Source organism: Streptomyces sp. AC512_CC834 (genome assembly GCF_019049325.1).
Lineage (GTDB): Bacteria > Actinomycetota > Actinomycetes > Streptomycetales > Streptomycetaceae > Streptomyces.
Window position 1 is genome coordinate 1 of the sequence record NZ_JAGMUO010000075.1, and the last position, 14,334, is coordinate 14,334.

At 71.5% G+C, this 14,334-nt stretch carries 9 protein-coding genes; 7 read left to right on the forward strand and 2 right to left on the reverse strand.

The window, feature by feature from the left end; genetic code table 11:
* Positions 1-236: 236 nt before the first annotated feature.
* Positions 237-533, forward strand: coding sequence for a DUF397 domain-containing protein (locus KUM40_RS26405; protein ID WP_217168692.1), 297 nt, complete (start codon positions 237-239; stop codon positions 531-533).
* Between the two features lie 227 nt (positions 534-760).
* Here the strand turns inward: KUM40_RS26405 and KUM40_RS26410 are convergent, their stop codons facing one another.
* Positions 761-2,200, reverse strand: coding sequence for a PQQ-binding-like beta-propeller repeat protein (locus tag KUM40_RS26410; RefSeq protein ID WP_308401238.1), 1,440 nt, complete (start codon positions 2,198-2,200; stop codon positions 761-763).
* Positions 2,201-2,762: 562 nt separating this feature from the next.
* Here KUM40_RS26410 and KUM40_RS26415 point away from each other — a divergent pair.
* The 6 genes from KUM40_RS26415 to KUM40_RS26440 all read left to right on the forward strand — a co-directional run bounded on the left by KUM40_RS26415 (position 2,763) and on the right by KUM40_RS26440 (position 12,428).
* Entirely contained in the window at positions 2,763-6,065 is a 3,303-nt protein-coding gene (locus KUM40_RS26415; RefSeq protein WP_217168694.1) for an SCO5717 family growth-regulating ATPase, read from the forward strand.
* A 302-nt stretch (positions 6,066-6,367) separates the two neighbouring features.
* Positions 6,368-8,263, forward strand: coding sequence for an ABC transporter substrate-binding protein (locus KUM40_RS26420; protein ID WP_217168695.1), 1,896 nt, complete (start codon positions 6,368-6,370; stop codon positions 8,261-8,263).
* Positions 8,256-9,299, forward strand: coding sequence for an ABC transporter permease (locus KUM40_RS26425; RefSeq protein WP_217168696.1), 1,044 nt, complete (start codon positions 8,256-8,258; stop codon positions 9,297-9,299). The genes KUM40_RS26420 and KUM40_RS26425 overlap by 8 nt, the downstream gene beginning before the upstream one ends.
* Positions 9,296-10,264 (forward strand): ABC transporter permease, encoded by a 969-nt coding sequence (locus KUM40_RS26430; RefSeq protein WP_217168697.1) that lies wholly within the window; start codon positions 9,296-9,298, stop codon positions 10,262-10,264. Before KUM40_RS26425 ends, KUM40_RS26430 begins: the two co-directional genes overlap by 4 nt.
* Positions 10,261-11,382 carry an ABC transporter ATP-binding protein gene (locus KUM40_RS26435; protein ID WP_217168698.1) on the forward strand — a complete coding sequence of 374 codons (1,122 nt, stop codon included), beginning with the start codon at positions 10,261-10,263 and terminating at the stop codon, positions 11,380-11,382. Before KUM40_RS26430 ends, KUM40_RS26435 begins: the two co-directional genes overlap by 4 nt.
* Positions 11,379-12,428, forward strand: coding sequence for an ABC transporter ATP-binding protein (locus KUM40_RS26440; RefSeq protein ID WP_217168699.1), 1,050 nt, complete (start codon positions 11,379-11,381; stop codon positions 12,426-12,428). The genes KUM40_RS26435 and KUM40_RS26440 overlap by 4 nt, the downstream gene beginning before the upstream one ends.
* Positions 12,429-13,236: 808 nt before the next feature.
* On the opposite strand, the gene KUM40_RS26445 is transcribed toward KUM40_RS26440, so the two are convergent.
* Positions 13,237-14,193 carry a bifunctional riboflavin kinase/FAD synthetase gene (locus tag KUM40_RS26445; protein ID WP_217168700.1) on the reverse strand — a complete coding sequence of 319 codons (957 nt, stop codon included), beginning with the start codon at positions 14,191-14,193 and terminating at the stop codon, positions 13,237-13,239.
* Positions 14,194-14,334 lie beyond the last annotated feature (141 nt).

Below are 14,334 nucleotides of genomic sequence, written 5' to 3' on the forward strand. Positions count from 1 at the left end.
CCGGGTCAGGCTGCCCTCAGCTTCGACCGCACTGCTGCGACAGCACGGCGGTGGTGGTCTTTCACCTCCACTCGAACAGCGAGCGCCTCACGGCGCACAGGCCTCTATCCACAGGCTCGGCGGCCTGTCCGTCACCCTTGCGGTCACGGGTTATCCACAAACCGCTGAACAGGGAGAACGGCGAGAAGTAGGGTGACCGCACAGACCGCTCGCAGTGCAGGAAGGACCCACCCACCATGGTCGATGCCGAGGACCGGGAACTCAAGGCGCGCAAGGAACGGGAGCGGGACGAGCTCTACGCCCTCGACATCTCCGGCGTCGAGTGGCACAGCGCGCCCGGCACCGAGGAACACGAGGAACGCGTCGAGATCGCCTACCTCCCCGACGGGGCCGTGGCCATGCGGTCGTCGCTCGACCCGGACACCGTACTGCGGTACACGGAGGCCGAGTGGCGGGCGTTCGTGCTCGGCGCGCGGGACGGGGAGTTCGACCTGGAGCCCACCGCGGGGGACACCGGAGGCGACGCGGCGTAGGAGACGGGACAGGGCCCGCCCCGCCCCTGGTCGCATCCCGTCCGGGACGCACCTCGCCGGGGACGGGCCTCGCCGGGGACTACGCCCGCCGGGGTCCTCTGGACAAGACCTGGACGCTGGCGTTGCGTAGCGACATTGTTACGCTCCATGACAGGCGGATGTCGTCACGCCGTGTGACGTGACCCGTGCGATCGATGCCCGGGCGCCAAGTCGGCGTCCGCCTGCTCTCAGGACTTTTGCGGTGCGCCGCTTCCGACGCCCAGTACGAGGTAGCTCCACTGCTTGGTCTTGGGCTCGGCTGGGCCGTTCGCAGCCTTGACGCCGAAGAAGAGGCGTCCGTCCTGGACGACGATGTCGTTCTGATCCGTCAGCGTCATTAGCTGTGCCTCGCTCGGCAGTCCGAAGTAAAGGTACGGCACCTCCTCGTCCGTCCTCGGGTCCAGGGAGACGAGCGCGTTCGGTGCGATGTGGTCTTCGCTCAGACGCAGGGCGAGGAGCCGGTCACCGCTCATGCGCACCGGGTGGAGCAGGGCGCCCGGGCCGGAGTCGAACTTCTTGGTGGTCTTCCCCGTGGCGAGGTCGAAGCCGATGATCCAGTTGGACGTCTGCTTCTCGAGTTGGTCCTTGCTGCGGATGAAGACCTGGTCCTTTCCGACAGCGATGGTCGGGCAGTCGTCGATCAGGAAGTAGTCGGTGTCTGAGCAGTCGGCGACGTAGGCGCCGTTGCGGAGACTAATGGTGGCGCGGTTGCGGCCCTGGTCGTCGAGGGAGATGAGGTCGGTGATCCCGGTGGCACCGGCGGAGACGGCGACGACCGCCGGATCGACGGAGGGCACATGGAGGTTGCGGACGCCCTCGGCGGCCGAATACGTCCACAGGGCCGCGCCCGTAGCCAGGTCCAGCTTGCGCAGCTTGAACGTGGTGGACCGCCAGGTTCCCACAGAGAGGGGATCGTCCCCGCTCCAGCACTGTTCCCGGACGATCAGGCCACGGCCGCCGGCGACGCCCATGTCCTGACAGGGTGCGGTGGTCGTCGTGGACCAACGGGCGGCGCCCTTCTCCATGTCGTACCCGATGGTGCCGCCGCCCCAGGTGACGGCGACCGTGCCGTGCGCGAGGGCCACGCCGGGCCGATCCTTGTCGGTGCTCGTGGCGTCGCCCGACTCACGTCCGGCCTGGGAGACGGGGAACCGGTCCGACCAGAGCAGGCGGCCGTTGTCGAGGTCGACGAAGGCGACCTGATTGCAGAGGGCCTCGTCCGCCCAGTCGTTCGCCCGGAAGACGACGGCGGTGCGGTTGTCGACGGTGACATCGCGTGTGTAACCACAGATCGGGCCGTCGAGTTCGAGCCGCCACTTCTCGTCGCCCGGCGCGGCGTCGGTGCCGATACTCATGCCGACGAGCGTCTTGTTGATGCCCTTGGCGAGGATGCGGTCCGTGGCCCACATGCCGGGCATCTCCACGTGTTCCCCGGGCTTCATGTCGTCCACGGAGAACCGGAAGGCCATCTTGCCGTTGATGCTCGCGGGCGGCTTCTCGACGGTCTCGCGGACGTCGAGTGGGCCCTGTGCGGCTGGAGCCTGCGACTTGCCCGACGCCTCGGAGTCTCCGCTGTCGCGTCCCCACAGCAACCAGCCGCCGGTGCCCAACACCCCGGCGATGATCACCGCGAGCAGCCCAACCAGCGGTTTCCGGAGGCTCTTCCGCCCTGGACCGCCGCTGCCGTCGGGGCCGTGGCGGCCATGTCGGCTCTCAGTGGGCTCCGCGGTGGTTGCGGACCCAGAGGGCATGGACGGGGGCGGGCCGAAACTCACTCGGGGCCTCTTCCTCTTCCTGGGAATTCGGGCGGTGCTCAAGGAATTCGTGCGACGGGACGACGGAGATCGGAATCAACTATGCCGGGCTCACGATCACTCGTTGGAAGCGGGTAGTGACAGACGTGGTCATCCGCCGTGCGGGGGCGGGCAGATGACGAGGCGTGGCACTTCCGAGTCGACTGTGCCGCAATGGGCAGGACTTCGAGGGAGGGCGGGGCTGCCGGGGCGGGGCTCGTGGTGATTAGGCTGGTGTCGGGCGCGACGTCAGAACCCGTGGAGTGGGCGTCGGCGTCTCAGGGGGAGAGCCGGTGGATCGGACCGACCTCGAACGGCCTCGGACAACTTTGAATGACAAGCAAGGGTCGCCCCAGCACGGCTTGAGGGTGCTTGCTCGACCACACCAGGAGGAACTGTGAGCAGCGATCGGGACGGGAACCGCGGGGGCTGGGCTACACCCGGCGACGACCAGCCCGACGCGGAGTCCGCAATCGAGACGACCGGCGAGTTCACCATCGACTACGCGCCGCCCGCCTGGTACACGCAGAACGCCTCCGGCGACAGCGGGCAGGCGGGAGACGCGGGGGCGGGGGACGACGCGGCCGGGGCCTCGGGGGTGGGTTCCTCTTCCGCTCCTGCTGCCCCTTCTACTCCTTCCGCTTCTTCTACTCCTTCCGCTTCTTCTGCTCCTTCCGCTTCTTCTCCTCCTCCCGCTTCTTCTGTTCCTCCCGGCTCTTCTGCTCCTTCTGTTCCTCCCGCTCCTCGTGGTCCGGTTCCGCCCTTGCCGGGGCTGACTCCGCCGCCGCATGCCACGCCGTCCAACGGGCCTTCCTCCATTCCGGCTCCGGCCCCCGGGGCGCCGTTCACGCCGCCGCCACCGGCGCCCGCTCCGGGTGCCGCGTTCACTCCGCCTCCGCCGCCGGGGCCGGGGGCTCCGTTCACGCCGCCCGCGCCGCCGGCGAGCGGGGGGCCGGCCGGGGTGCCCAGGCTGCCGGTCGGGAGTGGGTTCGAGCCTCAGCAGGCGCCGCAGCAGCAGGCGGCGCCGCCGGAGCCCGAGCCCGAGCCGGAACCCGAGGTTCAGTCGTCGGAGCCGGAGGGCGTTGTCGCTCCGGCTCCCGCGGCGGATCCCGCCTCCCCCACGGCGCTGCCGGCCTTTCCGGCCGGAGGGTTCCAGCTTCAGGCCCCCGCTCCGCCGCCCGTCGAGGAGCCGGAGGCCGAGCCCGACACCGGTGATCTCGAGAGCAGCGGCCTCGACAACGGCGATCTGGAGAGCGGCGCGACCATGCGTTTCTCCGCGGTCGCGCTCAAGCGGGAGATCGCCGAGCGTGCCGCGGCGGAGGACGGCGGGCAGGAGGAGCCGGGCGAGTCCTCGGACGACGACTCCGAGGTCACGGCCGAGGACGCCGCCGGGCAGGACGCGGCGGACGGTTCCGGCGAGAACGGTGACGGTGACGCGCCGGACGACGTCGACGATGCCTACGGTGCGGGCCCGGACGGTGCGGCCGACGACTCGGGTTCCGGCTTCAGCGCCGACGCCGAGTCCGATGAGCCCTATGAGGTTTCCGGTGCCGGGGGCGGCGGTGTGGATGATCCCCGTCTCGCCGGTCCGGCCCAGGACGCCGAGCCCGAGCCCGAGGACAGTGTCCCGGCGCAGGACGAGCCCGAGGACGCGGTGCCTGCCGTCGCCGCGCCGCCCGCGGACAGCGTGCCGCAGGATGCCGTTCCGCAGGACGCGCCGCCCGCGGCGCAGGGTGGGGCGCCGCCGCTGCCTCCGTCGTACCCTCCGGTCGCGCCCGCGCCGGCCCACCAGTGGCCCGCACAGCCGCAGCCCGGCCCCGCCGCTCCCGAGCAGCAGGGCGTACCGGCCCAGCAGCCTCCTTTCCAGCCGCAGGCTCCGCAGCCGGCGCCCGCCGCGTGGAACCCGCCGACCGCCGCGCCGATGCCGCCGGACCAGCCACAGGCGCCGCCCGCGCCGCCGGCCGGTTACGGCTTGCCGCAGCCGGGGGTCACGCCTCCGGCGGCACCGCAGGCTCCGGTCCAGCAGCCGGGTGGTGCTCCCGCGTCCGGGGCCGGTGCCGGTTACGGGTTCCCGCAGCCCGGGGCGCAGGCTCCCCAGCCCCACCACTCCCCCGCGCAGCCCGGTGGCTACGGCTTCCCGCAGGCGCCGCACGGGCCGTCGCCGCAGCAGCCGTACCCCGGCGTGCCCCACCAGGGGCAGCAGCCGCAGGGCGACGCGCCGGCTCCCCCGACCGCACCGCAGACCCAGCCGACGGGCCAGCCGGGTCAGGCCCCGCAGAGTCCCCCGGCTCCGCCCCATCCCGCTGCCCAGCAGCCGTATCCGGCACCGCACGCACCCCAGCCCGGCCCGCCCGGACAGCCGGACTACCAGTCCCAGCAGCCGCCTCAGCAGCCGCCTGCTGACCCCCGTCTCGGTGCCGCCTGGCCGCAGCCCATGCAGCACGACCAGCGGCAGCCCACCCACCCGGGGGCCGCGCCGCTCGGTTACACGGCGGCCGTGGAGCTGTCGTCCGACCGGCTGCTCAACAACAAGAGGCAGAAGGCGAAGAGCAGCCGTCCGGCGGCCGGCGGTTCGCGGTTCAAGCTGGGCGGGAAGAAGGAGGAAGCCGAGCGGCAGCGGAAGCTGGAGCTGATCCGCACTCCCGTGCTGTCCTGCTACCGCATCGCCGTCATCAGTCTCAAGGGCGGTGTCGGCAAGACGACCACCACCACCGCGCTCGGCTCCACGCTCGCCACCGAGCGGCAGGACAAGATCCTCGCGATCGACGCCAACCCGGACGCCGGTACGCTCGGCCGCCGGGTGCGCCGGGAGACCGGGGCCACCATCCGTGACCTCGTCCAGGCGATCCCGCACCTCAACTCGTACATGGACATCCGGCGGTTCACCTCGCAGGCCTCGTCCGGTCTGGAGATCATCGCCAACGACGTCGACCCGGCCGTGTCCACGACCTTCAACGACGAGGACTACCGGCGCGCGATCGACGTGCTCGGCAAGCAGTACCCGGTCATCCTCACCGACTCGGGCACCGGTCTGCTCTACAGCGCCATGCGTGGTGTGCTCGACCTCGCCGACCAGCTCATCATCATCTCGACGCCGTCCGTGGACGGTGCGAGCAGCGCCAGTACGACCCTGGACTGGCTGTCCGCGCACGGGTACGCCGACCTCGTCTCCCGGTCGATCACGGTCATCTCCGGGGTACGCGAGACGGGGAAGATGATCAAGGTCGACGACATCGTGGGGCACTTCCAGACACGGTGCCGGGGTGTCGTCGTGGTGCCGTTCGACGAGCATCTGTCCGCCGGTGCCGAGGTCGATCTCGACATGATGCGGCCCAAGGTGCGGGAGTCGTACTTCAACCTCGCGGCGATGGTCGCCGAGGACTTCGTCCGCCACCAGCAGTCGCACGGCCTGTGGACGTCCGACGGCAATCCGCCGCCGGTCGCCGCACCGCCGATGCCGGGTCAGGCCCAACCGGGTCAGGCACAGCCGGGTCAGGCACAGCCGGGTCAGGCACAGCCGGGTCAGGCACAGCCAAGTCCGCCGTACCCGGGTCAGCCGTATCCGGGCCAGCCGCAGCCCGGGCAGCCGTATCCCCAGCCCGGGCACGGTCAGCCCTACCCCCAGCCCGGGTACGGATATCCGCAACAGGGACAGCAGGGGCAGCAGGGGCAGACGCCCCCTCCCCCGCCTCAGCAGTAGCTCCACCCGCCTCCGAAGGCCCGTGCCGTCCCCGACGGCACGGGCCTTCGGCGTGTGCGGACCACCACGTCCGACCCAGCCGTCACGCTCTCACCAGGAAGGCGCCAGTGGTCTGCGCCAATGAGAGCGACGTATTGGTCAACTGACCGTTTCCGCAGGCCACATGGGGTTTGACAGACCGTTGACGCGCGCAGACTGCCGCTGGTAGACACACACTTCATTCCGCGTTCACCACTGTTCAAGCCCGCCTCACGCGAGGGCGCTCGGCGTTCGCGCGTGCGATGACGCGAGGTCAGGTAGTCATGAGCACACACGATCAGCACGGCAGCGGACTTACCAGACGTACCCGACGTACCGAACGTGTCGCCCACCGGCCGTGGAGAATCCGGCTCCTCGCGGCGGCAGGCGCCGGTGCGCTGCTCCTCGCGTCGGGGGCGGTCACCCCCTCGGCCTCGGCGAAGGAGGGCGACGGGGACGGCGGCGGCGACAAGGTGCTCACCGTCGCCGTGGCGCAGAGCGTCGACTCGCTCAGTCCGTTTCTGGCGGTACGGCTGGTCAGCACGAGCATCCACCGGCTGACGTACGAGTACCTGACCAACTACGACGCCAAGGACAACCACGTCATACCGGGGCTCGCCACCGAGTGGAAGTCCTCGCCGGACAAGCTGACCTGGACGTACAAGATCCGCTCCGACTCCAAGTGGTCGGACGGGCAGCAGGCCACCGCCGAGGACGCGGCGTGGACGTTCAACAAGATGATGACCGACCCGGGCGCCGCCACCGCCAACGGCAGCTTCGTCGGCAACTTCGCGAAGGTCACCGCGCCCAGCCCGACCGAGCTGGTGATCCGGCTGAAGAAGCCGCAGGCCACGATGACCGCGCTCGACGTGCCGATCGTGCCCAAGCACGTCTGGGAGAAGGTCGACGACTTCTCGAAGTTCAACAACGACAAGGACTTCCCGATCGTCGGCAACGGGCCGTTCGTCCTCACCGACTACAAGCCGGACAGCTATGTGCGGCTGAAGGCCAACAAGGACTTCTGGCGCGGGGCGCCGAAGTTCGACGAGCTGGTCTTCCGGTACTACAAGGACCAGGACGCGGCCGTCGCCGCCCTGCGCAAGGGCGAGGTGTCGTTCGTCGCCGGTTCGCCGTCGCTGACTCCGGCCCAGGCCGACTCGCTCAAGGACGAGGAGAACATCCGCGTCAACGACGCCCCCGGGCGCCGCTTCTACGCCCTGGCCACCAACCCGGGCGCCCGGGCGAAGGACGGGACGAAGTTCGGTGACGGCCACCCGTCCCTCCTGGACGAGCGGGTGCGGCACGCGCTGTTCATGGCGGTGGACCGCAAGGCGATCGTCGACAAGGTGTTCCAGGGCCACGCGGTCGAGGGCGCGGGGTACATCCCGCCGCGCTTCTCCTCGTACTTCTTCGAACCGTCGGCCGAGCAGAAGCTGGCATACGACCCCGAGAAGGCCGCCCAGTTGCTCGACGAGGCGGGCTACCGGACGAACGCCGACGGCCAGCGCCTCGGCAAGGACGGCAAGCCGCTGGACTACCGCCTGCTGTGTCACGCCACCGACCCGAACGACAAGGCGGTCGGCAAGTATCTGAAGGAGTGGTGGGGCGAGCTGGGCATCTCGGTCAGCCTGGACTGCCGGGACAACGTGACCGACCCGTGGCTGGCCGGCGAGTACGACCTCGCCTTCGACGGCTGGTCCGTCAACCCCGACCCGGACTTCGTGCTCTCCATCCACACCTGCGACGCGCTCCCGGCGACTCCGAAGGACACCGGGGCCACCGACAACTTCATCTGCGACAAGGAGTACGACAGGCTGTACGCGCAGCAGTTGGGCGAGTACGACGCCGACAAGCGGGCGGAGATCGTCAAGCGGATGCAGTCCCGGCTGTACGACACCGGGTACATGAACGTCATGGCGTACCCGAACGCGGTCGAGGCCTATCGCACGGACCAGATCGAGTCGATCACCACGATGCCGTCCGACGCGGGCAACATCTACGGGCAGGACGGTTACTGGAGCTGGTGGTCGGCGGTTCCCGCGGACTCCGGTGACTCCTCCGGTGGTTCGTCGTCGTCGACCGGCACCGTGATCGGGATCGCGGCGGGCGTCGTCGTCCTCGTCGGTATCGGGGTGTTCTTCGCCGTCCGCCGCCGGGCTTCGGCCGACGACCGTGAGTAGCGCCACCGGCTCCGCGCTCGGGAAGCGGCGCTCGTCCGCGGCACCGCGGGGGCGCGTCCGCAGCGGGTACCCGCGGTATGTGGCGGGCAAGCTGGCCGGGGCGGTCGTGTCCCTGTTCGCCGTCCTGGTCACCAGCTTCTTCCTCTTCCGGCTGATCCCCGGCGATCCGGTGAAGTTCATGACCGGTGGCCGTCCGGTCTCGGCCGAGCAGCTCGCCGTGTACAAGGAGGAGTTCGGGCTCGACCTGCCGATGTGGCAGCAGTTCACGGAGTACTGCTCCAAGGCGCTGACCGGGGACCTGGGCACGTCGTACCAGTTCCACGCACCCGTGGTCGACAAGATCACCGAGGCGCTGCCGAACACCCTGCTGCTCACCGGTACGGCCTTCGTGCTCTACACCGCGCTGGGCGTCTTCCTCGGTACCCGCTCGGCGTGGCGGCACGGCGGGCTCGGGGACCGGCTCAACACCGGTCTGGCGCTGACGCTCTACTCCATCCCGTCCTTCTGGCTGGGGCTGCTGCTCATCATCGTGCTGTCGGTCGGTGTGGACCCGATCCCGGGGCTGTTCCCGACCGGGGGCATGGAGTCGGGCCGCGAGGAGGGCTTCGCCCACGTGCTCGACGTGGCGCACCATCTCGTCCTGCCGGTGGTGACGCTGGTCGCCGTGGATTACGGGCAGACGATGCTGGTCACCCGGTCGGCGCTGCTGGACGAGATGGGCAGCGACTATCTGACGACCGCGCGGGCCAAGGGGCTCAGGGACGACCTCGTACGGCGCCGGCATGCCGTGCCCAACGCGCTGCTGCCGACTGTGACGCTGGTCTTCGTCAACCTGGGGCGGACCGTGGCGGGTGTCATCCTCGTCGAGACGGTCTTCTCCTGGCCGGGTCTCGGCGGCCTGTTCTACCAGGCGCTCAGGGTGCCCGATCTGCCGCTGGTGCAGGGGCTGTTCTTCGTCTTCGCCGCCGCGGTGATCCTGATGAACACGCTGGCCGACCTGTTGTATCCGATGCTCGATCCGAGGGTGGGCCGATGACCGCCGAGACCACCAAGGCCGCTGAGAGCACTGAGAGCACTGAGAGCGCCGAGACCCCTGGGAAGCCGGGGGCGCCCGGTCCGCGTGCTCTCGCCCGGCGGCGGCGCCGCGCCTCCGTCGCGCGCTTCTGGCGGGAGTACCGCAGGCACCGCGCGGGGGTGTTCGGGCTGGCCGCGCTGGTGCTGTTCGTGCTCGTGGCACTGACCGCGCCGCTGACCGTCGGGTCGGACGTGGACAGCGTGACCGACGCGCCCGGGCAGCCCCTGGAGAGCCCGAGCGGCCGATTCCCGCTGGGTACCGACCAGTTCGGGCGGAACCTGCTGGGCCTGCTGATCTGGGGCTCGCGCGTCTCGCTGCTCGTCGGGCTGCTCGCGGCCGCGCTGTCGGTGCTGATCGGCGCGCTCATCGGGATCACGGCCGGGCACTTCCGCGGCTGGTACGCCACGGTGATGATGCGGATCACGGACTGGTTCCTGGTGATGCCGACGCTGGTGCTCGCCATCGTGCTGGCCACGGTCCTGTCCCGCTCGCTCGGCACGATCGTGCTCGCGATCGGCGTGACCACCTGGCCCACCACGGCCCGCCTGGTGCGGGCGCAGACGCTGGCGGTGGAGTCCCGGCCGTACATCGAACGCGCGAAGGCGCTCGGGGGCGGGCACTGGCACATCATGTCCCGGCACGTACTGCCCAACGTGATGCCGCTGATCCTGGCGCAGACGACCCTGATCATCTCCTCCGCGATCCTGGCCGAGGCGACCCTGGCCTTCCTCGGGCTCGGGGATCCGTCGGTGGTGTCCTGGGGCGGGCTGTTGCAGGACGCGCGGGAGGCGGGTTCGGTGAGCTCCGGTGACTGGTGGTACCTGGTGCCGCCGGGTGTCGGGATCGCGGTCGTGGCGCTGGCGTTCACCCTGTGCGGGCGTGCCGTGGAGGCCGTTCTCAATCCCAGGCTGGGGGTGTCCCGTTGAGTCTGCTCGAGGTCCGCGATCTGCACGTGACGTATCCCGGCGGTGCGGCGGCCGTGCGCGGGGTCGACCTGACCCTCGAGGCGGGCGGGAAGCTCGGCGTCGCGGGCGAGTCCGGCTGCGGCAAGTCCACCCTGGCACTGGCGCTGCTGCGGCTGCTGCCGCCCGGGGCCCGGGTCGGCGGGGAGATCCTGCTGGACGGCGAGGACGTGCTCACGATGAAGTGGGGCCGGGTGCGGGCGGTCCGCTGGGCGGGGGCGTCGATCGTCTTCCAGGGCGCGATGCACTCCCTGAACGCCGTCCACCGCATCGGTGACCAGATCGCCGAGCCCATCGTGCTGCACCGCCGGGCCACGCCGGCCGACGCGCGGAAGAGGACCGGTGAGCTGCTGGAGCAGGTGGGGCTTCCGGCGGTGCGGGCGAGTGTCTACCCGCACGAGCTGTCCGGCGGCCAGCGGCAGCGGGTGATGATCGCGATGGCGCTGGCCTGCGACCCGCGTCTGATCGTCGCCGACGAGCCGACCACGGCACTCGACGTGATGATCCAGGCGCAGATCCTGCGGCTGATCGAGGGCCTGGTGGACGAGAAGGACGTCGGCCTGATCATGATCAGCCACGACCTGGCCGTGCTGGCCGACACCTGCGACCGGCTCGCGGTGATGTACGCGGGCCGGGTGGTCGAGGAGGGCCCGGCACGGCAGGTCTACGACGACGCCCGGCATCCGTACGGCCGGGCGCTGTCGGAGGCGTTCCCCAGGATCGGGGACCCCGGCTCGCGGTTCGCGCCGCGCGGGCTGCCGGGCGACCCGCCCGACCCGGCGGCGGTTCCGTCCGGGTGCGCGTTCCATCCGAGGTGCCCGGTCGCGCTGGACGTCTGCGCCACCGAGGACCAGGCGTTGCGGGAGGCGGGCACGGGGCGGCGGGCGGCGTGCGTGCACGTGGGGCCGGACGGCGGTCGCCGGGCGGCCGGCGGCGGAACGGCTGCCGAGGGCACGTCCGGCGGTACCGCGCAGGGCACGTCCGGCGGTACCGCGGAGGATACGCCCGGCGGTACCGCGGAGGGTGCCCCCGGCGGTACCGCGTCGGCGCAGGACGACGGAGTGAGGAGCAGTACCCCATGACCAGCACCACTCCCCCGCTGCTGAGCGTCCAGGGGCTGCACGTCGCCTTCCCCGGCAGGCGCGGCGCGCCCGATGCCCGGGCCGTGGACGGCGTCGATCTCGACATCCGGCGGGGTGAGATCGTCGCGCTGGTCGGAGAGTCGGGCTGCGGCAAGACGACTCTCGCCCGTTCGCTGCTGGGCCTGGTCAGGCCGACCGGGGGGCGCGTCACCTTCGACGGTGCGCCCCTCGCCTACTCCGGCCGCGCGCTGAAGGCGTACCGCAGGCGTGCCCAGTTGGTCCTCCAGGACCCGAGCGGTTCGCTGAACCCGCGGCACACGGTGTACGACATCGTCGCCGAGGGCCTGCGCATCCACGGCCATGCGGGGGACGAGCGGACGGCGGTCGCCGAGGCGCTGTCGCGGGCGGGGCTGCGGCCGCCGGAGCGCTTCTTCCTGCGCTACCCGCACGAGTTGTCCGGCGGCCAGCGCCAGCGGGTCGTCATCGCGGGCGCGCTGGTGCTGGACCCGGAGCTGCTCGTCGCCGACGAACCGGTGGCCTCCCTCGACGCGTCGGTGCGCGGCGAGATCCTCGCGCTGCTGCTGCGGCTGCGCACCGAGCTGGGACTGGCCGCGCTGGTGGTGACCCACGACCTGGGTCTGGCCTGGAACATCGCCGACCGGGTCGCGGTGATGTACCTCGGCCGGATCGTCGAGACGGGCGCGGTGGAGCAGGTGCTGACCGCGCCCCGGCACCCCTACACCCAGGCCCTGCTGTCGGTCCTGCCGGAGGCGCCCGGCGCCCCGGTCGTGCTCACCGGCGAGCCGCCCGACCCGTCGTACGTGCCGGGCGGCTGCCGCTTCCACGTCCGCTGTCCGGTCCTGGCCGGTGGCGAGGCCGACCGTGCCGGTGTCGCGGACGCGTGCCGCAACGGGGAACTGGAGATCCTTCGCGGCGGCGACGAGTCCCAGGTCGCCTGCCACTGGGCCCGGGCGCAGCAGCCCGCGGCCGGAACGGGGGGTGGGGCGACCGGAACGGGGGCCGGTTCGGCGGTGCGGCCGGGCTGACCGCCGGGGGCCGCCAGGGCCGTCCGAGGCCGCCGGGCCCGTCCGGGCAGTCGGAGACCGTCCGGGGCGGGGCGCTCGTCCGGGGGCGGGCAGCCGTCCCGGGACGGCCGGCGTCCGCGACCGTCAAGGCCGTCAAGGCCGAGGGCGCGCAGGCGGAGTCCGCCACGTCTGCCCGCCGCCAGGGAGTCGGTAGCGCCGAGGGGGTGCTGGCGGGGGCCAACACGCCTGACCGCCCGCCAAGGCACAGGGGTGCCGACGGGGCCGACGGCGTGTCGGCCGGACCGAGCCGGGGCTGGAGGGACGGCCGCCGCACCTGACCGCCAGGGCAAGCCGACGGGTGCCGAATTGGTACCGACGAGGAGTCCGCCACGTGTGACCGCCAACGCCGAGCCGACTGGTCGAACTGCTGCCGACGAGGAGTCGCCACGCCTGACCACCCACCAAGGCACAGGGGGGCCAGCGGGGCCGACGGTCGTATCGGCCGGACCGAGCCGGGGCTGGAGAGGCGGCCGCCGCGCCTGACCGTCAGGGCGTGCCGGCGGGGCCGAGCTGCAGTCGGCGAGGAGTCCGCCACGCCTGACCGCCAGACCAAGCCGACGCAGCCGAACTGCCACCGACGAGGAGTCGCCACCCCTGACCGCCACCAAGGCACAGGGGGGCCAGCCGGGCCGACGGCATGTCGGCGGGGACCGAGCCGGGGCTGGAGGGGCGGTCGCCGTGTCTGACCGTCAGGGCGTGCCAGCGGGGCCGCAGGGGCGTCGGCGGGCTTTCGCCGTGCCTGGTCCTTGCGCCTGCGGGTGTCTGGCCCTCAGGGTCGGGGCGTGTCCTCGGCGATGATCTCGCGGCACTTGCCGACGTCCTCGGCCATCTGTACGAGCAGCGCGTCCAGCGTGTCGAACTTCGCCTGGCCGCGTACGAAGGCCACGAAGTCCACGGCGACGTGCAGGCCGTAAAGGTCGAGGTCCACCCGGTCGATGGCGTACGCCTCCACCGTGCGCTCGGTGCCCTCGAACTGCGGGTTGGTGCCGACGGAGATCGCGGCCGGCATGGCCTCGCCCTGGGCGTGCAGCCATCCGGCGTAGACGCCGTCGGCGGGGATCGCGGTGTGCGGGAGGGTCTCGACGTTGGCCGTGGGGAAGCCCATCTCCCGGCCGCGCTGGGCGCCGCGCACGACCACGCCCTCCACGCGGTGCGGGCGGCCCAGGATCTCGGCGGCGCCGGCGACGTCGCCCTCGGCGACCAGGCGGCGGGTCAGGGTGGAGGAGAACGGCTCGCCGCCGCCCGCCTCGCCGGTGACGTACAGGTCGACGACCTCGACCTCGAAGTCGTAGACCTTGCCCTGCTCGGTGAGGAAGTCCACGTTCCCGGCGGCCTTGTGGCCGAAGCGGAAGTTGGGGCCCTCGACGACCGCCTTGGCCCGCAGCCGGTCGACCAGGACCTTGACCACGAAGTCGGCTGCGGACAGCTTCGAGAACTCCTTGGTGAACGGGAGGATCAGCACCGCGTCCACGCCCAGGTCCGCCATCAGTTCGGCCCGGCGGTGGTGCGGAGCGAGCAGCGGCGGGTGGCTGCCGGGGCGGACGACCTCGCTGGGGTGCGGGTCGAAGGAGACGACGACGGCGGGGACGCCCAGCTCGCGGGCCCGGTCGACGGCGTGCTTGATGATTAGCTGGTGCCCGCGGTGGACCCCGTCGTAGGAGCCGATGGTGACGACGCTGCGTCCCCAGTCCTCGGGGATGTCCTCCAAGCCACGCCAGCGCTGCACTGTGTCTGCTCCTTGGTGGTTTCCGTGGTTTCCGTGGTTGCCATGGTTCCGTGGTGACCCTTACGCAGGTCTAAGGGTGCCATGCCGTCCGGCTCCCGCCCGCATCGGCATCGGCATCCGTATCGGCGCTGTGACCGGGTG